Here is a 20,674-nt window from a genome sequence, read left to right on the forward strand (position 1 = left end):
TACACAGAATGAGGAACCCGTTTTTCCAGCGCGCTTCGGCTCAGGCGTTTCCGCCTAAGAGGTGCTATCATTCTGAAAAACAGGTGAAATCCTCATCTCACTCAGCTGTGCCCAATTCGACACCGGTGCCTTGATGATCAAGGGCCGCAGGTGGCGCATCTGACTACTATAGGAGACGAAATGCGGTATCAGATCAGCGGAAAACAGATCGACATTGGCGAAGCTCTGCAGACGCATGTGCGCACCGAACTGGACGCCATGTTGTCGAAGTATGCCGGACGCCCGACCGAGGCGAACGTGGTTTTCTCGAAGAGCGCACACGAGTTTGTTTGCGAGACGGTCGTGCACCTTTCCACCGGTTTGAATGCATCAGCCACCGGCAAGGCGACCGAGATCTATGCTGCCCTGGATGCCAGTTGCGAGAAGATGGACAAGCAGTTGCGCCGCTACAAGCGCCGCCTCAAGGACCATCACAAGGCCCGCCCAAACCCGGTTGAACTTTTGGAAGCAGGCTCGTATATCCTCGCTGCATCGGAGGACGAAGAGGACTCGGCCACGACACCGGACAGCCCGGTGATCGTAGCGGAACTTCAAACAAAGATCCCTTCTCTTTCGGTGGGCGAGGCGGTGATGCAGATGGAATTGGCACACGCGCCGGTTCTGGTTTTCCGCAACGAGAAGACGAACGGAATAAACGTCGTTTACAGGCGTGATGATGGCAATATTGGCTGGGTCGATCCCCGAACGGACGGGTGAACCCAGCACCACAAACTATGAGGCCAAGAGACTCATGCAGTTGGCAAATATCCTGAAGCCCTCGAGCGTTCGCGTTCTTGGTGGAACGAGCAGCAAGAAGCGGCTGTTTCAGGACTTGGGCGAAATGGCGGAATCTGTCTATCGTTTGAATGCGGAGACCGTGATCGAAGCCCTGACAGAGCGTGAGGGGCTTGGCCCGACCGGCGTGGGACAAGGCGTTGCCTTGCCCCATGCCCGACTGGAAGGTCTCAGCGAGGTTTGTGGTCTGTTCATCCGGCTTGAGCGGCCGCTGGATTTCGATTCGGTCGACCGTCAGCCTGTCGATCTGGTTTTTGCGCTGTTTGCCCCGACCGAAGCCGGCGTCGAGCACCTCAAGGCATTGGCCCTCGTGTCCCGCACTTTGCGCGATTCCGCGGTGCGGTCCAAGTTGCGCGCCAACCACGATCCGTCGACGCTGCACACGATCCTGACGGACGTCACCTCGTCGCAGGCGGCCTGACCGGCCCCCCTACCCCCAATCAGAGAATCCGAACATCTCGTAGTCGCGCCCGTAGGCGTCGCGCGCGGCTTTTTCGATGTCGGCGTCATAGACCTTGGCCAAGGCGTAGTGGTGGGGATCGGTGTCCTGCGTCATTGCCGGAGCATCGTCGCGACCCACCTGCCGCGCGAGGTAGGCGAGGTCTGTCCCAAGGCTGTCTTCGCGCAGGATCATGTCGGGCGGAGCGAAGCCTGACATGCCTTGCAACAGCACCCCTTGGCTGGCCCATGCCGGATCGATCCGCAGATTCGTCTGCCCGCCGAGATTGGGCTTGAGAAAGCTCAGAAACGACAGGAACGCCGCCCGGTGCTCGGCCGTGCCGTAGTCCTCGCCGACGTCGCCCTCTGGAAGCGGCAGATTGAATTGCCGCCGCAGGTTCTGCCGCAGTTCGGGGAACGTCCCTGCGCCGCTGGCGGGCAGAATGCGCTCGCAGAATGCGGCATGCGCCCGCGCGACGGGGTGTCGGAGGACGGTAAAACTGCGGTGCCCCGGATGTTTGCCCATCCACTGGCGCAACGTCTTGTTGGTGAATTTGCCGTGCAGCGCGGCACCGCCGTCGAGTGCGACCAGCCAGTCGCGCACGGCGGCCTCTGGCCCGGAGCGCAGCGGCAGGTAGAGCAACGGGGTTTTCGGCGCGGCCACATAAGTGGGAATCGCCGGCCCGCGCCGCGGCTCGAAATTCGGAGTTCGGGTCAGATTGAACCGATCCGCTCGCGCCAGCGCCGTTTCCATCTCGTCGAAGTTCTGCACCTTTTCGGAAAGCGGCTCCGGGTTCTGCTTCTTGAGCTTCTTGTTCAGCCCTTCGATCCGCGCCGGGATGCCGAGCCATGCCGCGAGACCGTTCATCACCTCGACGTCCTGCAGGTCTTCGTAGTCGACGTAGAAGGCGGTCTGGCCGGTGCGTTGCAGCCCGTTGAGAATCCGCACCTGAAACGCCTGAAGCGCATCCAGATGCCGGGCGAATTCACCCGGTTCGAAGCGGATGGTTTCGGATTTGGCGTGCTTGACGTTGGTCAGCTTCCACTGGCCGGTGGCGGCGGCGATCTTGCGGCTCACGTAGCTTTCCACCGGATTGCGGGTCAGCACGATCTTGGCGCAGCGCGGGTCGGGCAGGCACATCTCCATGACCCGCGGATCGTGATCGTTGAAATAGCGGAACCCCGCGATGACGGAGGGCCGACCGGCCCCCTCGGCCTTGACCGCGGAGATCAGCCGGGCGGGATCGCTGTCCCGCTGCGCCTGCGTGATCCCGAGCACCTCGGTGCTGTTCGGATAGCCGATGAAGTGCGGATTGAACGCCTCGCCCAGACAGGACACCCCGTCGAACGCGTTGAGATTGGCCTCGAGAAAATTGGAGCCGGTCCGCATATCTGCAAAGACGATAAAGTAGTCGAAACGCGACATCTCTTCCAACCGGTTGGGGGTCACTTGACCAGATAAGGTTTACGCTTGGGCGGCGTGGCATTCTCGGCGGGCGGGTCGACGGGGAAATCGCCCATCAGGTAGGGGTGCATTCCCTGGTTCTTGAGGTTTTGCAGGAACTGTCCAAAGCCATTGAGATCCACCATGCGCGGCGCCTCGGTCAATCGACGCATCCCCTTGTTCGAGATCAGATCGACGATGCTTTGCAGCGCCTCCATCGGGTTTTCGATGAACTCGGCCATCGTCCAGATACGGATATGGGCCTTGGCATAGGGTGACCGCAGGGCGCGAAGATGCTCGGCCTCGATCCTTTGCAGCCGCGCCGCTTCTGTCCGCAGATCGGCGAAGTTGGCGTTGGACTGGAACAGCGACACCGCCCACGCCCCGGAGATGACGACGATATGCGCGCTGGGGTCCTTGGCGATGTCCCAGCTGATGTCTTGCGTATCGGAGGGGCCGAATTGAAAGCACTGCCGCTCGCCCCGCGTGTTCCAGATCAGGTTGGTCAGGAACATCCGCCCGTTCTTGTCCCGCAAGGCGGGGCTGTCGCTCAGCGCCCCGGCGAAGGTTTCCTGCTCGCCTTCGAAATGCACACGGTCCGGCGCATAGAGGTGGCCGTGCACCCGCGCCCCTGTGGCCCGCGCGAGCCACGGTTCGAAATTCTCGAAGAGCTCGGCAAAGCCCTGAAACACTGAATAGGGCGCGGAAGTGACCCCGTTTTCCCAATTCTCGTTGGGAAAACGGCTCTGCATGTAGAGCCCCGGCCGACCCCGCGTCCGCCTGTCGACGGCCTTGGCGAAGATCCGGTCGATTTTGCCCGGATTCGGCTCTGCCCCGGCGGCGCCACGGGCATCGGGCGCAAGAAACGCCTCGAACAGCCTGTCCGCATGGGGCCAGATCTTGCGCGCGACGAAGCAATCGGATCGCCGCAAAAGCTGCAGGTGATCGTCGTAGAAGATGTGCGGTTTGCCCTGGAAGTCGAACTTGGACAGTGTCAGCGACCGGCTCTCCACGTGCTGCGAATAGAGCCGGGTGAGCGTCTGGAAATAGCTTTCGTCAGGAATCCAGACCTTGCGGAAGTAGCGGTCGTAGGTTTCCCGATCCGGGTCTTGCAGGATGGCTGACAGGGTGCGCCGGGTCAGGCACCACCACTGGCTGCCCATATGCGGCACGATCCCGTCCGGGATCCGTCGCCTGAGCTTGAACCGGCGCTGGAAGTTGACGTAGCGGTCAAAGAGCTTGCGGTGCCGCTTCCACGAAAACGGAAACCGCAGGGTGAACCGCTCTTCGGACAGGCCGCCGACCGTCCACGGCACATCGGCGGTCGTCGCGCTTTCGATGAAGTCGGTGCCGGGCCGGGCGTCGAGGTAGCGCCGAAGCTCCTTGGCGGGCCGCAGCGGCATGCAGGAGCCGGACGCGAGGTACACGTGCCGCACGTCGGGAAAGGTGCTCAGCATCAGCTCGGAGGCGGCCTGCGTGCCCGCAACGATCCCCCATGTGCCCCATTCGCAGCGATGCCGTGCCGAGAATTTCACCTGATCGGAGAGATCGGACAGATTGCCGACGAAGGCGTCGTAGGTCTTGCGCGGAACCGTCTTGTCGACGTGAACGACAACCGGGCAGCCCCCGGCAACCCAGAACCGGATCACTTGCTCGGCCCGGTGCAGCGCGGTGTGGACGAGCATGACGACGCCGACGCTCACGCCCAGTTCCCCTTGGACATCAGCCCGAGGATCTCGAGCTGTCGCCAGTTGATATACTTCTCGCTCCACTTGCACCAAAGATCCGGGTTTTCCACCAGTCCGGCGGCATAGGCCCGGTATTCATGCGAATTGGCATAGTGCTGTTTGCGCTCCAGCTCTTCGCGCGCCTTGACGGTGAACGTGTCGAGGAACTTGGTGTGCAGCAGCACGCCGGAGGCTTTCTCGCCGCCCCATTCGTCGTAGACAAGGTTGAGCCCGCGTGGCAGCAGCATGTGCGTCGAGCTGACGTAGGCATATTGCCGATCCCATTTGACCAGCGGAATCTTGTTCAGCGCGGGAGCTCTGTCCGGCTCCGTGGGGAAGAATTTCCGCGCCCTTGGCCCGCCTTGGATCCAGAGATTGCCGAACTTGGTGTTCTTGGAGATCGCGTAGTTGCCCGCATCGAACCAGCAGGCCAGATCGATCGGATCCTGCCCCCGCTCGTAGGGGGCCTCGTCGATCCGCCCCTTGGGATACATGTCCAGCAGCATCGCCCCGAAGGATTTGATCGACGACGCGTCCAGCCAATCGGTCAGCGCCCTCAGCGGCCGGGTGTCGCAGAACGGGTAGACCAGAAGCTCGTCCGGATCGACGACGAGGCACCAATGCTTGTGCCCGTGTTGCCATTGCAGCCAATTGAGCCAATCGACCCCGAACCGCGCCCGCTTGTAGCTGCCCGTGGTTGTCCACAGCGAGACGTCGCCCTGCCCCGCCAGATATTCCCGCCCGCCATCATCGCTGTCGTTGTCGACCATGATGAAGTGCCCGACCCCCATCTTGCGATAGTAGTCGAGGAAATACGGCAGACGGACGTTTTCGTTCCGAAAGGTGGAAAAGACGATGATGTCGTCGGGCCGAATCTCTCTTGTTCGATCGTTCACAGCCGTCAATTGCCGCGATTTGCGCCACGCACGGATGCGCCAACGCTTTCGCTGCAATCTAAGTCGATATGATCGCAGAAACCCCAATCTCGTCCCTTTGCCGCCCTAGCCCCGCCTGCAACACCCCACCTATCAGCAATGCATTAACACGTTCTTGAAGTGTTCGTCCCACGTCGGCGGATCGAAAACCCGCTGTGTATCGCGCTGATGTCGGTTGTCTGCTGCGTCCTCGATCGTGTTTTTCCATAGATAGCGGTCCGTTACCGGCAGGTAAACTGCGCTTTGCCCGAGCACCTCGCGACAGATGGCCAGATCGCCACAGATGACCGGCACCCCGAGGGCCGCCGCTTCGGCCAATGGCAGGCCGAACCCTTCGGCGACGGAGGGAAAGAGCAACCCGTTGGACCCCGCCAGAAGCGCCGCCACCGCCCCGTCGGACAGCCCCGCCAATTCGGTGACGCCGGCAGGCTTTGCGTCGAGCCGGGCGAAGACCGCCTCGTTGTTCCAGCCTCTGGATCCGCAGATGAACAGTCGTGGTCCGGCGCCCCCGAGCTCGTCCCAGATGTCCAGAAGGAGCGCGTGGTTCTTGCGCGGCTCGATGGTGCCGAGGCTCACGAAATAGGGGGTCGACAGGTCGAGCCCGGCGGGCAATTCCTCCTGTTTTGGCACTGTGGGTCGTACTCCCAGTGGCACGGCCAGAACCGGCGGCGCCGGCTGTCCGATGTGCCGCAGGATGTCGGATTTGCTCACCTCCGACGGGCAAAGGATCAGGTCCGCCATCTGCCCGACCCTCTGTAGCTTGGCCGCAAAACCGGAGACCGTCCCGTCGCGCTGCATTTCCGGATGGTCGAGCGGGATGGTGTCGTGGATCATCACGATGACCCGCGATTGCGGAATACTGCGCAGGGCGGCGAGGCTGCGTGACCCGAGGTTGCTGTGCCCGACGTTGAGACAGGCGGTGCCCGCGGGCAAGTGACCGCGCAGCATCCGCCCCAGCCCCCGCGTCGTCGCCCGGCGCACCGCGTGCCTGCGGGCGAAGCTCTGCCCCGCTTGTCGTTTGGGATCGAGCCGCCGCGACAGCTGGGACAGCAGATCGGGCGTGCCCCAATCGCCGGTATCGCCGGCGTGAAGGATCGTGCGGATGCCGCTTTCGTCGAGCAACACATACCCCAGCGCGGTATGCACGAGGCCCCAGACCGGGACCGCGTCATCGAGCAAGGCGAAGGCGTATTCCCGTTCGACCCGGTCGACCCCGGTCAGAACCCGTCCCGCCCGGGACACGAGCCGGGTCAGGTCCAGCAGACGTGCGAGCGGGCGTTCAGTCTGATCAAGCCGGGTCATGCGACCCCTGCCCAAGGCGCGCCCCTACTGGGCCGCGTTACGCATGGCGAGCATTTCGTGCAGATACTGCCCGAATTCTTCGCGCAATTCCGGACGTGCGAGGCCGAAGGCCACGGTCGCCTGAAGGAACCCGGCCTTGGAGCCGCAATCGAACCGCTCACCCCGGAACCGGAAGCCGTAGACGTCGCGCCCTTTCCGGATCTCTTCGGCGATGGCGTCTGTCAGTTGCAATTCGCCACCGGCGCTTGGTTTGATCTGGTTGAGGTTCTGCAGAACCTTGGGCGTAAGGATATACCGCCCGATCACGGCAAGGTTCGACGGTGCGGTGCCGGCGGGCGGCTTTTCCACCATCCCCTTGACCGAGACCATCGACCCCATGTCCTGATCGATGTCGAGCACACCGTAGGACGAGGTCTTGTCGTTCGGCACTTCCATCGCGGCAACGACGCAGCCGCCGGTTTCGGCATGGGCTTCGACCATCTGCTGCAGGCAGGGTTTCTCGGCGGCGATCACATCGTCGGGGAGCATGACGGCGAAGGGCTCGTTTCCGATCAGCCGGCGGGCGCACCAGACCGCGTGGCCGAGGCCCAGCGCCTTGTGCTGCCGGATATAGGCAATCGCGCCGCTGTCCATGTTCGTCGCCTTGAGCGTGTTGAGCAGCTCGTCCTTGCCGTCCTTGCGCAGCTTGTTCTCAAGCTCCGGAAGGTGATCGAAATAGTCTTCGAGCGCGGATTTGCCCCGCGCCGTGACGAAGATGAATTCCTTGATACCGGCGGCGCGGGCCTCGTCGATGGCGTATTGCACCAACGGGCGATCGACGAGCGTCATGATCTCTTTCGGCACCGATTTTGTCGCGGGGAGGAACCGGGTTCCCATGCCTGCCACGGGAAAGACTGCCTTGGTAACGCGCTTTTTCATCAATTCTCCTGTCAGCCAACCGATTGCTGGACGATACCGTCATTAACCGCCCGATCTTATCACCAGATTGCGTTCGATTACAGCCCCACCCACGGCACCGACGTGGCCAAAATCGGACAAACTCCGAATTTGTCTTCGTTAGCGTCTAAATCTTGCGCAAATGTGACAGATTCGAAATCTCTTGGTGAACACGGTCGTCGAAACGCCACAACCGGAAGCTGTTTTCGTCTCGGTTCGAGGCGCCGAACTGTCCTCCGCTTTGCAGCCATACGCCACCGTCTGTAAACTGCACCCGATGCCGGCGCGCCGTGTGAGACAGGATCACCAGGGTGATCCGTTCGCCCGCAGCGACGGCCTGTTCGGCCTCTTGCAAGAGCGCCTTCCTGTCGCGTCGTCGTCCGGACATGACCCGGTGCCCACGCCCGGTCCGCACGGTCATCGGCAGGAAATCCGTCTCCGCGACGCCGATCTCGGGCAGAGCCTCCATCGGGCGCGCCGCTCCGTCGATCCAGCCGCTGTCGAACCCGTCGAGCAGCCGCCCGACGTCCCGAGGCTCCAGCCGGCCCGCCACCATGTGTCGAAGCAGCCGCGCCCTTTGCGCCGCCCGTTCGGCATCGCGCAGCGCCAAAGCGTCGAGCCCGGCGCCGTGTCTGCGAAGGAATGCGGCATGACTGGCTCCGATTTCGAAGAGGCTGAGCGGCACCCTGTCGTCCCGCCGCCGGGCGCTGGCGGCGAAGCCGTGGTGCACCTGCGCCAAGGGCACGAAAGCGGTGCGCGTCTCGGCCATCCCGAGCCTCAGATTGAGGTCCGTCTCATCCAGATAGAACCGGAAAGCAGGGTCGAATCCGCCCATTCGAGCCAGAATGTCCCGCCGCACCGCCATGTTGGTGCCCTCGGTCTTGGCCGCGCGACCGGGCGCGTTCTGGTGGATGGTCACCTGCTGTTCGTCGACGGGGAGATCCCGCGTGGTTGCGTCGCTTTGCGCGACCCGCGCCTTCCACTGAAAGCTGATCCCGTTGCGCCCCCGGACAAAGCCGCCAGCGGCGCTGACGTCGGGCGACGCGAAGGCTGCGGCGAGGTAGTCGAGCCAGGTCGGCTCCGGCACGGCGTCATCGTCGATGAAGGCGACGATATCTCCGGCCGCCTGCGCGATCCCGAGGTTGCGCGCCGCCGAAATGTTCGCCTCGTCGAAGCCCACCGTCTTGATTTGCCCAGACCAGTCGGTGATCGCGGACAGCCCTTGCGGATCCGCGACCACGATCACCTCGAACCGAGGGTAATAGAGCTGCCCCAGCCCCGTCAGGCATCGCCGGAGCGCCGCGGGGCGGCCCCGGCTGACGACAACGACGCTGACCGACAGGTCTGTCACGGCATGGGCCTGATCTTAGGCCGGTTTCAGTTCGACGCCCGGCGCATAGGCGATGAAGAAGGTGTTGGCGAACCCCTCTTTGCCGTAGGCGAGCGGCTTGTGATCGTCAAAGCCGACCACATGCCCGCCGGCCCCGCGCAGCACGGCGTCAGCGGCGGCGGTGTCCCATTCCATCGTCCGCCCCAGTCGAGGATAGAGATCGGCCTCGCCCGCAGCGATCAGGCAGAACTTCAGCGACGAGCCGGCGCTGGTCATGTCCTTGACGCCATACTTGCTGATGTAGTCGTCGGTCGCCTGATCCCGGTGCGATTTGGAGGCGACGACCATCAGCGCCGAGTTGTCGGGCGATGCGTTGACGCTGATCGGATGCGTCGGCCCGACGGTGTCCACGGCCAGATCCCCGGTCTCCTCGACCGTCTGTCCGCTGGCGTCGGTGTAGAACAGCCGCTTCTTGGCCGGAGCGTAGACGATGCCCCGCACCGGCACGCCGTCGACGACATAGGCGATGTTCACAGTAAAGTCGCCACGCCGCTGCACGAATTCCTTCGTTCCGTCGAGCGGGTCGACGATCAGGAAGGTCGAAACGGCCTGGCCGTGGCTGTCGGCCTGCTCTTCGGTGACGAGTGCCACATCCGGAAACGCGGCCCGCAGACCGGCCGAGATGATCGCGTCGGCGGCTTCGTCCGCCTCGGTGACCGGGCTGCTGTCGCTTTTGGTTTTCACCTCGAAATCGGGGGAGTTGTAGATCTCCATGATCTTGGCGCCAGCTTCCAATGCCAAGGTGCGCATCACGGATGTCAGTGTGTCAAAATTCATCGTAGCCTCTATGTAATTGTCCGCGTCCGGCGATTTTATTGATTTGCCGGGGTTGCCCCCTTATGGTTCCGGCTCAACGGATCGGCAAGGAATTCGTGCGATCAGGTCTATGCCCCAATGTGGCCAAAGACCTGTGCGCAATAAGAGTGCAGGCCAAGCAGGACCATGGCGATGTTTCAGACGACCCAGAAAAGAACGCCGACCCGCAGTATTCTGGCGATACTGGAATTGATCTATCATTCCACCGTCCGCAACATCCGCAAGACCCACCGCAATGCGCTGGCAGGTCTTGTGATGAACATCATTCAGACCATCGTGTTCATTGCCGCGTTCTTCCTGATGTTCAACATTCTGGGCATGCGCGGCAATGCGATCCGCGGCGATTTCATGCTCTATCTGATGTCGGGCATCTTTCTGTTCCTGCTCCATACCAAGACGATGGGCGCCGTGGTCAAGGCCGAGGGCCCGACCTCCGCGATGATGCAACACGCGCCGCTGAACACATTGATCACCATTTGCGCGGCGGCTTTGGGCACCCTGTATCTGCAATTGCTGTCGCTGTTCGTGGTGCTGTTCTTCTACCATGTGCTTTTTGCCCCGATCACCATCGACGATCCCGTCGGCGCGATGGAGATGGTGTTGCTGGCATGGCTCAGCGGAGTCGGCGTCGGCGTCGTCTTTCTGTCGATCAAGCCGTGGGCGCCGGAGTTCGTCACCATCGCCGCGTCGATCTATTCCCGCGCCAACATGATCGCCAGCGGCAAGATGTTCGTCGCCAATTCGTTGCCCGGATACATGCTTGTTATGTTCGACTGGAACCCGCTTTTCCATGCCATCGACCAGTGCCGCGGATACGTGTTCCTGAACTACAATCCGCATTTCAGCTCTCCGACCTATCCGCTCTATATCGCTATCGGGCTGATCGTTCTGGGCCTGATGGGCGAATACTACACCCGTCGCCACGCTTCGGTCAGCTGGGGCGCGACCCGGTAGGACTGGTCGATTGGCCTGTCCGGCCCCCCCTGTCCGGGTGACACCGAGGCAAGCACGACCGCACAAACCGGCCTCGCTATTGCGGCCCGTCTCGGAATCTCGATTGCGACGCCCTGCGCCTTGTTTAAGGCCTCGTGCGGCCTGCTTTGCGCCCATCCGGCCCAGATTGTGCGGATGCGGCATTCATAGTGCCCAACTTTACCATTTTAGACCCAAGCCGAAGGTTGCAGCCCCTCGGAGCCCTCCCTATATACCCGTCAACCGGCCCTGAGCAGACGATGCGATGGGCCGCTCTCCAGTTGGCACGGGTGCCGGAACGGGTCCGTGCTGCTCAAACCGCCTAACGTAAAGGGATTTGAAAATGGCTAAAGTCATCGGCATCGACCTCGGTACCACCAACTCGTGTGTGGCCATCATGGATGGGTCCAAACCGCGGGTCATCGAAAACTCGGAAGGTGCACGCACCACGCCGTCCATCGTCGCCTTCACGGATGAAGAGCGTCTCGTAGGTCAGCCCGCCAAGCGGCAGGCCGTCACCAACCCCGACAACACCGTCTTCGCCGTCAAGCGTTTGATCGGCCGTCGCTTTGACGACGCCGATATTGCCAAGGACAAGAAGAACCTCCCGTATGCCGTGATCGACGGCGGCAATGGTGATGCATGGGTCGAGGCCAAGGGTGAGAAATACTCCCCGAGCCAGATTTCTGCGTTCATCCTCGGCAAGATGAAGGAAACCGCCGAGAGCTATCTTGGTGAGGAAGTCACGCAGGCCGTCATCACCGTGCCCGCCTACTTCAACGACGCCCAGCGTCAGGCCACCAAGGACGCCGGCAAGATCGCTGGCCTCGAAGTGCTGCGCATCATCAACGAGCCGACCGCTGCCGCGCTCGCCTACGGCCTCGACAAGAAAGAGACCAAGACCATCGCCGTCTATGACCTTGGTGGTGGTACCTTCGACGTGACCATTCTTGAGATCGACGACGGCCTGTTCGAAGTGAAATCCACCAACGGTGATACCTTCCTTGGTGGTGAAGACTTCGACATGCGCATCGTCAACTACCTCGCCGACGAGTTCAAGAAAGAGCACGCCGTCGACCTGACCAAGGACAAGATGGCCCTTCAGCGTCTGAAGGAAGCCGCCGAGAAGGCCAAGATCGAGCTGTCCTCCTCGACCCAGACCGAGATCAACCAGCCGTTCATCTCGATGGGCTCCAACGGTCAGCCGCTGCACATGGTGATGAAGCTGACCCGCGCAAAGCTGGAAAGCCTCGTTGGCGATCTGATCAAGGCCTCTATCAAGCCGTGTCAGGCTGCTCTGAAGGACGCCGGCCTGTCCGTCGGCGAGATCGACGAGGTTGTTCTCGTCGGTGGTATGACCCGCATGCCCCGCGTCAAGGAAGAGGTCGCCAAGTTCTTTGGCAAGGAGCCGCATCAGGGTGTGAACCCCGATGAGGTCGTGGCCCTCGGCGCCGCCATTCAGGCCGGTGTTCTGCAAGGCGACGTCAAGGACGTGGTTCTGCTCGACGTGACCCCGCTTTCCTTGGGTATCGAGACCCTCGGTGGTGTGTTCACCCGCCTGATCGACCGCAACACGACGATCCCGACCAAGAAGTCCCAGGTCTTCTCGACCGCCGAGGACAACCAGAACGCCGTGACGATCCGGGTGTTCCAGGGTGAGCGCGAGATGGCGCAGGACAACAAGATGCTCGGCCAGTTCAATCTGGAGAACATCCCGCCTGCACCGCGCGGCATGCCTCAGATCGAGGTGACCTTCGACATCGACGCCAACGGCATCGTGTCGGTCAGCGCCAAGGACAAGGGCACCGGCAAGGAGCAGACGATCACCATCCAAGCCTCTGGTGGTCTGTCCGACGAGGACATCGACAAGATGGTCCGCGACGCCGAGGAAAACGCCGAAGCCGACAAGGCCCGCAAGGAGCTTGTGGAAGCCAAGAACCAGGCCGAGAGCCTCATCCACTCGACCGAGAAGTCGATGGAAGAGCACGCCGACAAGGTGGACCCGACCACCATCGAAGCGATCGAACTGGCCATTGCCGCGCTCAAGGACGATCTGGACGGCGACAATGCCGACAAGATCAAGTCCGGCGTTCAAAACGTGACCGAAGCCGCCATGAAGCTGGGCGAGGCCATCTACAAGGCCAGCCAGGAAGCGGAAGACGGCGATCAGGCGACTGCCGCCGACGAGGGTGACGACGACGGTATCGTTGATGCCGATTTCGAAGACCTCGACGACGACAAGCGTGGTCAATAAGGCTTTGTCAGCCTGACCTATCCCGGATCGGCCCGCCCGTCATACGCGGTGCGGGCCGATTTCGGTTTCGGTTTGCATGAAGGGGACGACCTCAGATGGCAAAACAGGATTACTACGATCTCCTCGGCGTGCGCAAAGGCGCCAGCGCCGACGAGATCAAGAAGGGCTACCGCACCAAGGCCAAAGAGCTGCATCCCGACCGCAACTCTGACAACCCGAATGCGGAAGCTCAGTTCAAAGAGATCAACGAAGCCTACGACGTTCTGAAGGACGCCGAGAAGAAGGCGGCCTACGACCGCTTTGGTCATGCGGCCTTTGAGGGTGGCATGGGTGGCGGTGGCCGTCCCGGCGGCCGTGGCGGCATGGGCGGCCAGGGCGATTTCGCCTCTGCCTTCTCGGACGTGTTCGACGATCTGTTCGGCGACATGATGGGTGGCCGCGGTGGCGGTCGCAGCCGTGCCGCCCGCGGCAACGATCTGCGCTACAACCTCCGCATCAGCCTCGAAGAGGCTTATGCCGGTCTGCAAAAGACCATCAACGTGCCCACGGCCGTGTCCTGCACATCCTGCAAGGGCACCGGCGCCGAGGGCGGCAGCGAGCCGCAGACCTGCCCCACCTGTGCCGGCATGGGCAAGGTTCGGGCGCAGCAGGGCTTCTTCACGGTCGAGCGCACCTGCCCCACCTGTAACGGCATGGGACAGACGATCAAGAACCCGTGCACCACCTGTCACGGTGCCGGCCGCGTCGACAAGGACCGTTCCTTGTCGGTCAACATCCCGGCGGGTGTCGAGACCGGCACACGCATTCGTCTGGCAGGCGAAGGTGAGGCGGGTATGCGCGGTGGCCCGACGGGCGACCTCTACATCTTTATCGAGGTCAAGGACCACGCCCTGTTCCAGCGCGACGGGATGGACCTGTATTGCCGCGTGCCCGTGTCGATGACTGCCGCCGCGATGGGTGGCGATATCGAAGTGCCCACGATCGACGGTGGCAAGAGCCGGGTCAAGATCCCCGAGGGCAGCCAATCCGGCCGCCAGATGCGCCTGCGCAGCAAGGGCATGCCCGCGATTCGCGGCAAGGACATCGGCGACATGTTCATCGAACTGGCCGTCGAGACTCCGGTCAACCTGACCAGCCGCCAGAAGGAACTTCTGCGCGAGTTCGACAAGCTCAGCGCCGAGAACAACCCTCAATCGGCGGGCTTTTTCAGCGCGGTGAAGAACTTTTGGGAGGGCATGAAGGGGTAACCTTCGCCCATTAACCAATTGCTAACCGGAATCGGCGGACTGTCAGGATATGACAGCCCGCCGTTCCTTTGCCGAGATGCCTCTACCGTTCTTTGACAAGGACGCCGACGAGGCTTTGACCACGGAGCCGACCCCGCGCGGCAAGCAACCGTCCTACATCGCGGATCACCGCAAGCGTCTGCGCAGTCGCTTCATGCAGGGCGGCGCCGCGGCTCTACCGGACTATGAGCTGCTCGAACTGGTGTTGTTCCGCGCGATCCCCCGTCAGGACGTCAAACCCCTCGCCCGCGCCTTGATCGACCATTTCGGCGATTACAATCGCGTGCTGTCCGCCAGCCCGTTGCAGCTGCAAAAGGTCAAAGGCGTCGGCGAGGCGGTGGTGATCGAGCTCAAGATCATCGAGGCCGCCGCCCAGCGCCTTGCCCGCGCCAAGGTGATGGAGCGCCATGTGATGACCGGCTGGGACAGCCTGCTGGACTATTGCCACACCGTCATGGCCCATCGTGATACCGAGCAATTCCGAATCCTCTTTCTGGACCGCAAGAACGTGCTGATCGCCGACGAGGAGCAGGCCCGTGGCACGGTGGATCACGTGCCCGTCTATCCCCGCGAAGTGGTCAAGCGGGCGCTGGAGCTGAATGCATCGGCGCTCATCCTTGTACACAATCACCCGTCAGGCGACCCGACTCCGTCGCAGAGCGATATTGCCATGACAGCCCAGATCGACAGCGCCGCCCAGACGCTGGGTCTGACGGTGCACGACCATATCATCGTGGGCAAATCCCGCGAGATCAGCTTTCGTTCCGAAGGGCTTCTCTAGAACGGCGCGGAGGGCGCCCAGAGTTCGACCCGGCGGTTCATCTGCCGCCCCCAGACCGTATCGTCGCAACCCATGGGCAGCGCCTCGCCCAAAGCCACGGTTCGCAGGGTCAAGCCCTCGGGCAGCGTGCCGCCCAGCACAGAGACGATGGCCGAGCGCACCGTTTCGGCCCGCGCTGCGGACAACCGCTGGTTTGTGGAGGCCGGCCCGCGACCGTCGCTGAACCCCAGCAGCAGCAGATCCTGCCCGGCATACTGTCCGTCGCGGATGGCCTGCGCCACACTGCGCACATGCGCCCGTGAGGCCGGGTCCAGCCCGCTTTGCCCGGCGCCAAATCGGAAGGTGGGCGTAAGCCGGTCGTGTCCTTCCATCGCGTCGATCATGCGTTGGAGCGCGGCAAGCCCGACCTCGTCGCCCGCCGCACCGATGGCCGCGGCGAGCCTGTCGCCTTGCTCCGAGATCGGGATCGGGACGGCGTTCTGACCCGGCACTCCGATCCGTTTGAGGATCAACTGGGCATCGGCGGTGTTGAGCCAATCGATGAAGTCTTGCGCCACAGGCCCCAGCCGCCGCACCGGCAGGTAGAGGAACAATGGCATCGTCAGCGGGTAATCCCCGGTCCGCACCTCTGTGAGCCCGGCCCGGGTTCGGAGCCCGCATGGGCCGGAGAGCGGCAGCGCGTCGGCGTTGCCAATCGTCTCGAAGGATGTGATCCCGAGCGCGTTCGGCGCGGCCAGAACGGCGGCCACGACCGCCTGATCCCCCGGATGCTGCACGACGTCGGCGGACAGCTCTCTCCCGGTCGCCTCGAGCACGTTCTGCACGAAACCCTGTGCCAAGCCGGTATTCGGATTGCCAAGATGCAGCTCGATCGGCTGATCGGGGCCGCCCAGCGCCTGCCAATTGGTGACCTCGCCCGCGTAGGCCCGGGCGAGGTCTTCCAGCGCGATCTCGTCAATCGGATTGGCCGGAGAGACCAGCGGCACCAGCGCGTCGAACGCAAGAATCCGCACCCGCGCCGGGGCGTTGAGCTGGCCCATCCCCGCGTCGCGTGCCACCTCTGCCTCGGCAGGCGAGATCTCTCGTGCAGCCATGACCACATCGGCCTCGTGCGCGAAGAGATCGGCAAAACCGTCCTCGGTCGTCGTCAGCCGAAACGACAGCCGCGCGATTGCGGTGCCGTCGCTATCGGTCAGATCGTAGCGAAAGGTGGAGAGCGTCTCCTCGACCCGCGTGGCGATCAGGCCGTGGGCACGAGCGTAGCCTTCGACCATCGCGGGCAGGATCAGCCCGCCCAGCCGCCCTGTCCCCGAGAACCGCAGCAGATCGACAAAGGCGTCCGGGTCGGGACAGGTGGCCCCGATGCACGAGACCTTGGCGTAGTCGAGCGTGATCTCTCCCTGCGCGGTTTCGAGCCGTAGATAGCGCCCATCATAGCCAAGGACGCGACCTTGCAGGCTCAAGGTGCCGTCGGTGGCCCGAAGCTCCACGGTCTCTTGCGCCGATACGCTGGACGCACACAAAAAAAGCGCGGCGATTATCGCCGCACTTTTCAGAAGCCTTTCGCCAGGTCTGTTTGCTCTGTGCGTCATCTCGACGCGAGTGTCAGGCTCCGCAGCATGTTTTTCAACACCAGAAATTCACCAATTGCATCGCAATCCGGCATGGTCATCGTCAGGTCGAGCGCCTGCGACTCGGCCCCCGGAATGATCTGGATCGATTGAGCGGCAATGGCGCGGCCACAGTTGGCGCTTTGCACTTCGGCCTCGACGCTGAGTTCGACGGTGCCGTCCCGCTGCGAGATGCCGCTGGGATAGGTGTAGACCTCTGCAATCATTGCCCCTTCGATGGGAACGTCGCCCATCCGCATCAGAAACCCGCCGGTTCCGGCCTGTGCCGCGTCGATGCTACGGGCCGAAGCGGCCCAGACGTGACCGTCTTCCTGATAGCCTGCGCCGAATTCGAGCGCATGGATGCCAAGCCCGGTGTCGCCCTGCCATTGCAGCACGGCCCGGTCGTATTGGGCGAAATCAGGCACCGACACGATTGCGGCGGCACCGAAGCCGCCCGGCATGTCGGCGATGAACACCGCTTCTTGCGCCAGCGCCGGCACCATCACGGTGGCCTTGCCCTGCGAATCGGTCAGCACCGAGACGATCATTCCCTGGTGATGCAGCGTTCCGACCGCGTCGATCGCGCAGGGAGCGCTGAGTTCCAGCATCACTGTCGCGGCCGGTCCGGCGGTGGCCGACATATCGGCCGCACAGCTCATTTCGACGTCGGTGCCCTGCGGCATCGCGTCCGTGACGGGCGCATCAAGCTCGACCGCCGCCAGTCGCACCGGTTCGGTGGGGGGATCGGCCGGCTGGAACGCGTCAGGCACCGATAGCGCGGCGCTGAAGGACGGTTCGGGCATGTAGGGCACATCCGTGGCCTCTGCCTCTGCGCTGGCCACCACGGGCTCTGCCAAGGGCTGAATCCCTGTTTCATCCTCGGCGACCATGCGAGAGGCGAGCGCGTCGCCGTTCTGCATCACAAAGCCGATTGCCATCGCGACCGAGAACGTGCCGCCTGCGACAAGATATTTGCGGACCTGGGCCATGGGTGTCTCCTGTTCCTACGCGGATTTGGAAACACTGTGTCAATCATTGATGGCTCGGTCTGGACGCGACAAAGGTATCATCGCGGCGCAATCGTGGCAGCGCCGCGGCAGGGTTTGTCAGAGCTTGCCGTGGCAATGCTTGAATTTCTTGCCCGATCCGCATGGGCAGGCGTCGTTGCGCGCCGGGTTTCCCCATGTGCTGGGATCGTCTTCGACGAAGCCTTCGGCGGGCGTGCCTGCCTCTGCCGTTTCCGCACTCGCACTCGCGCCTGCGGCGGCTGCGGCGGCAGGAGCCGCTACCGCAGCGCCAGCGGCTGCGGGATTGGCCCGCCGCTGCTGTTCGAGCACCTGAGCCATCATCGACTGCTGCTCTTCGGCCGTCATCGGACGGATTTGCGACAGTTTCTGAGTGACTTCGGTACGAAGACCGTCGAGCAATCCTTCAAAAAGCTGGAAGCTTTCGGTTTTGTATTCGTTCAGCGGGTCGCGCTGCGCATAACCCCGGAAGCCGACGACGGACCGCAAATGTTCGAGCGTCAGCAAATGCTCGCGCCACTTGGCGTCGATGGTTTGCAGCAGGATTTGCTTTTCGATGTTGCGCATGGTGTCGGCGCCGAAGGCCTCGGCCTTTTCCGCCATCTTTTCGTCGCTGGCCTGTTCGAGCCGCTCGCGGATGGCCTCCTGATCGACGCCTTCCTCGGCGGCCCATTCGGCAACCGGCACGTCAAGGCCAAGTTGCGTTTTCAGGTCTTCGCTGAGCCCTTCGACGTCCCATTGATCGGCATAGGCCTTGGCCGGCATGTGCAGCCCGACGAGGTCTTCGACAACCTGATGGCGCATGTCCTGCACGACTTCGGAGAGGTCTTTGCTTTCCATGATCTCGCGGCGCTGTGCAAAGATCACCTTGCGCTGCTCGTTCATCACATCGTCGAATTTCAAGAGCTGCTTGCGGATGTCGAAGTTGCGACCCTCGACCTTGGCCTGCGCCCGTTCCAGCGACTTGTTCACCCAAGGGTGCACGATCGCCTCGCCTTCTTTCATCCCCAGCGTCGACAGAACCTTGTCGAGCCGCTCGGAGCCGAAGATCCGCATCAGGTCGTCTTCGAGCGACAGGAAGAAGGAGGACCGGCCCGGATCGCCCTGACGGCCGGAACGGCCGCGCAGCTGGTTGTCGATCCGGCGGCTTTCGTGCCGTTCGGTCGCCAGAACGTACAGACCGCCGGCGGCAAGAACGGTTTTCTTGTCCTCGGCGTGTTCGGCTTCGATCTTGGCGCGGACCTCCTCGGGATCGGCTTCGGGATCGGCGGCCAATGCTTCGAGCACTTTCATCTCGACGTTGCCGCCAAGCTGAATGTCGGTGCCGCGACCGGCCATGTTCGTGGCGATGGTCACAGCGCCGGGGCGGCCTGCGTCGGCTACGATCTGTGCCTCTTGCTCGTGCTGGCGAGCGTTGAGCACGTTGTGCGGGATTCCCGCTTTCTTGAGCAGCTCGGCGAGGAATTCGGATTTCTCGATCGAGGTGGTGCCGACGAGGATCGGTTGACCCTTTTTGTGTGCCTCTTCGATCGCCTTGACCACACCGTCGAATTTCTCTTTCGCGGTCCGGTAGACCTGATCGTGTTCGTCCTCGCGGGCGATGGGCCGGTTGGTTGGCACCTCTACCACGCCAAGCCCGTAGATCTCGGCAAATTCCTCGGCCTCGGTCAGCGCCGTGCCGGTCATGCCGGACAGCTTGTTGTAGAGCCGGAAGTAGTTCTGGAAGGTCACGGAGGCCAGCGTCACGTTCTCTGGCTGGATCGCCACGCCTTCCTTGGCCTCGATCGCCTGATGCAGACCGTCCGAGAGCCGCCGCCCCACCATCATCCGCCCGGTGAATTCGTCGATCAGGACGACGCTGCCATCACGCACGATATAGTCCTTGTCCCGCGTGAACAGCTTGTGTGCCCGCAGGCCCTGGTTCACGTGGTGGACGATTGTCGTCGATTCGGGGTCGTAGAGCGATTGCCCCTCGGGCAGCGCCCCTGCTTCGAGCAATTTCTCTTCGAGGAACTCGTTCCCCTCGTCGGTGAAGCTGACGTTGCGCGTCTTTTCGTCCAACTCGAAGTGCTCGTCCTTGATGAACGGGATCAGGGTGTCGATGGACTTGTAGAGCTCGGACCGGTCCTGCGACGGCCCGGAGATGATCAGCGGCGTCCGCGCTTCGTCGATCAGGATCGAGTCGACCTCGTCCACGATCGCGTAGTTGTGCGGGCGCTGGTTCATCTGGCTGAGGTCGGACTTCATGTTGTCGCGCAGATAGTCGAAGCCCAGCTCGTTGTTCGTCGCATACGTGATGTGCGCGCCGTAGGCTTCTTTCTTTTCGCCTTCGGGCTGCTGAGGATAGACGACGCCGGTCGTCATCCCCAGAGCGCCATAGACCTTGGACATCCACTCGGCGTCCCGCTTGGCGAGGTAGTCGTTTACCGTGACCACATGCACGCCCTTGCCGGTCAGCGCGTTCAGATAGGCGGGGAAGGTCGCGACGAGGGTTTTGCCCTCGCCCGTCTTCATTTCGGAGATGTTGCCCTGATGCAGGAAAATGCCGCCCATCAACTGCACATCGAAGGCCCGCAGGCCGAGCGCGCGTTTGGCCGCCTCGCGGCAATTGGCGAAGGCTTCGGGCAGCAGGTCGTCGAGGCTTTCCCCGGCGAGCGCCCGTTTGGACAGTTCTTCCGTCTTGTCCTTCAGCCCCTGATCCGAGAGCTTTTCGAATTCAGGTTCGAGCGCGTTGATTTTCGCAACCAGCGGTCGGGTGGCTTTGACCTTGCGATCATTCGTCGTGCCAAAAACCTTTTTGGCAATCGATCCGATACCCAGCATATGACGTGTTCTCCGACCAGCCTACTTTGTTTTGATGAGGAGGCTGCTTGCTGCCCCCGTGCCTGAGGCATAAGTAGGGGTCAAAGCACGGCCCCCTC

The 20,674-nt window shown here is 62.6% G+C and carries 16 protein-coding genes; 6 read left to right on the forward strand and 10 right to left on the reverse strand.

Annotation, left to right across the window (positions count from 1 at the left end; translation table 11 throughout):
- The first annotated feature begins 180 nt into the window (after positions 1-180).
- Entirely contained in the window at positions 181-756 is a 576-nt protein-coding gene (gene hpf, locus LOM8899_RS06065; RefSeq protein ID WP_093991186.1) for a ribosome hibernation-promoting factor, HPF/YfiA family, read from the forward strand.
- Positions 757-790: 34 nt separating this feature from the next.
- A complete protein-coding gene (locus LOM8899_RS06070) occupies positions 791-1,255 on the forward strand; it encodes a PTS sugar transporter subunit IIA (protein ID WP_093991187.1) in 465 nt (154 codons plus the stop codon).
- Between the two features lie 9 nt (positions 1,256-1,264).
- Here the strand turns inward: LOM8899_RS06070 and LOM8899_RS06075 are convergent, their stop codons facing one another.
- The 7 genes from LOM8899_RS06075 to cysQ all read right to left on the reverse strand — a co-directional run bounded on the left by LOM8899_RS06075 (position 1,265) and on the right by cysQ (position 9,783).
- Complete coding sequence (locus tag LOM8899_RS06075) at positions 1,265-2,698, reverse strand: nodulation protein NodH (protein ID WP_093991458.1); 1,434 nt, start codon at positions 2,696-2,698, stop codon at positions 1,265-1,267.
- Positions 2,699-2,718: 20 nt separating this feature from the next.
- Positions 2,719-4,419 (reverse strand): DUF5927 domain-containing protein, encoded by a 1,701-nt coding sequence (locus LOM8899_RS06080; protein ID WP_093991188.1) that lies wholly within the window; start codon positions 4,417-4,419, stop codon positions 2,719-2,721.
- Entirely contained in the window at positions 4,416-5,426 is a 1,011-nt protein-coding gene (locus LOM8899_RS06085) for a glycosyltransferase family 2 protein (RefSeq protein WP_093991189.1), read from the reverse strand. Before LOM8899_RS06085 ends, LOM8899_RS06080 begins: the two co-directional genes overlap by 4 nt.
- Before the next feature lie 45 nt (positions 5,427-5,471).
- The gene (locus LOM8899_RS06090) at positions 5,472-6,680 is read right to left on the reverse strand and encodes a glycosyltransferase family 4 protein (RefSeq protein WP_093991190.1); all 1,209 of its coding nucleotides are present in this window, start codon (positions 6,678-6,680) and stop codon (positions 5,472-5,474) included.
- A gap of 24 nt (positions 6,681-6,704) precedes the next feature.
- Positions 6,705-7,598: a UTP--glucose-1-phosphate uridylyltransferase GalU gene (gene galU / locus LOM8899_RS06095; protein ID WP_093991191.1), complete on the reverse strand. Its 894-nt coding sequence runs from the start codon at positions 7,596-7,598 to the stop codon at positions 6,705-6,707.
- Between the two features lie 145 nt (positions 7,599-7,743).
- The gene (locus LOM8899_RS06100) at positions 7,744-8,967 is read right to left on the reverse strand and encodes a glycosyltransferase family 2 protein (RefSeq protein ID WP_093991192.1); all 1,224 of its coding nucleotides are present in this window, start codon (positions 8,965-8,967) and stop codon (positions 7,744-7,746) included.
- Between the two features lie 15 nt (positions 8,968-8,982).
- Positions 8,983-9,783, reverse strand: a complete 801-nt coding sequence (cysQ, locus tag LOM8899_RS06105) for a 3'(2'),5'-bisphosphate nucleotidase CysQ (protein ID WP_093991193.1) — start codon at positions 9,781-9,783, stop codon at positions 8,983-8,985.
- 171 nt (positions 9,784-9,954) lie between these two features.
- Here cysQ and LOM8899_RS06110 point away from each other — a divergent pair, with 171 nt between their 5' ends.
- From LOM8899_RS06110 to radC, 4 genes are all read left to right on the forward strand, one after another.
- Positions 9,955-10,776 carry an ABC transporter permease gene (locus LOM8899_RS06110; RefSeq protein ID WP_093991459.1) on the forward strand — a complete coding sequence of 274 codons (822 nt, stop codon included), beginning with the start codon at positions 9,955-9,957 and terminating at the stop codon, positions 10,774-10,776.
- Between the two features lie 361 nt (positions 10,777-11,137).
- Entirely contained in the window at positions 11,138-13,048 is a 1,911-nt protein-coding gene (dnaK, locus tag LOM8899_RS06115) for a molecular chaperone DnaK (RefSeq protein ID WP_093991194.1), read from the forward strand.
- 95 nt (positions 13,049-13,143) lie between these two features.
- Positions 13,144-14,295, forward strand: a complete 1,152-nt coding sequence (gene dnaJ, locus LOM8899_RS06120) for a molecular chaperone DnaJ (protein WP_093991195.1) — start codon at positions 13,144-13,146, stop codon at positions 14,293-14,295.
- 49 nt (positions 14,296-14,344) lie between these two features.
- Positions 14,345-15,115: a RadC family protein gene (gene radC, locus LOM8899_RS06125; protein ID WP_093991196.1), complete on the forward strand. Its 771-nt coding sequence runs from the start codon at positions 14,345-14,347 to the stop codon at positions 15,113-15,115.
- Here radC and LOM8899_RS06130 read toward each other — a convergent pair.
- The 3 genes from LOM8899_RS06130 to secA form a co-directional block, all read right to left on the reverse strand.
- On the reverse strand, positions 15,112-16,605 hold the full coding sequence (locus LOM8899_RS06130) for a phosphate ABC transporter substrate-binding/OmpA family protein (RefSeq protein ID WP_245820446.1): 1,494 nt from the start codon (positions 16,603-16,605) through the stop codon (positions 15,112-15,114). The two genes, radC and LOM8899_RS06130, sit on opposite strands and share 4 nt — an antisense overlap.
- Before the next feature lie 98 nt (positions 16,606-16,703).
- Positions 16,704-17,717 (reverse strand): hypothetical protein, encoded by a 1,014-nt coding sequence (locus LOM8899_RS06135; protein WP_093991197.1) that lies wholly within the window; start codon positions 17,715-17,717, stop codon positions 16,704-16,706.
- A gap of 117 nt (positions 17,718-17,834) precedes the next feature.
- The gene (gene secA / locus LOM8899_RS06140) at positions 17,835-20,576 is read right to left on the reverse strand and encodes a preprotein translocase subunit SecA (protein WP_093991198.1); all 2,742 of its coding nucleotides are present in this window, start codon (positions 20,574-20,576) and stop codon (positions 17,835-17,837) included.
- Between the last annotated feature and the right edge of the window lie 98 nt (positions 20,577-20,674).

The sequence above is a fragment of the Flavimaricola marinus genome (assembly GCF_900184895.1).
Classification (GTDB): domain Bacteria; phylum Pseudomonadota; class Alphaproteobacteria; order Rhodobacterales; family Rhodobacteraceae; genus Flavimaricola; species Flavimaricola marinus.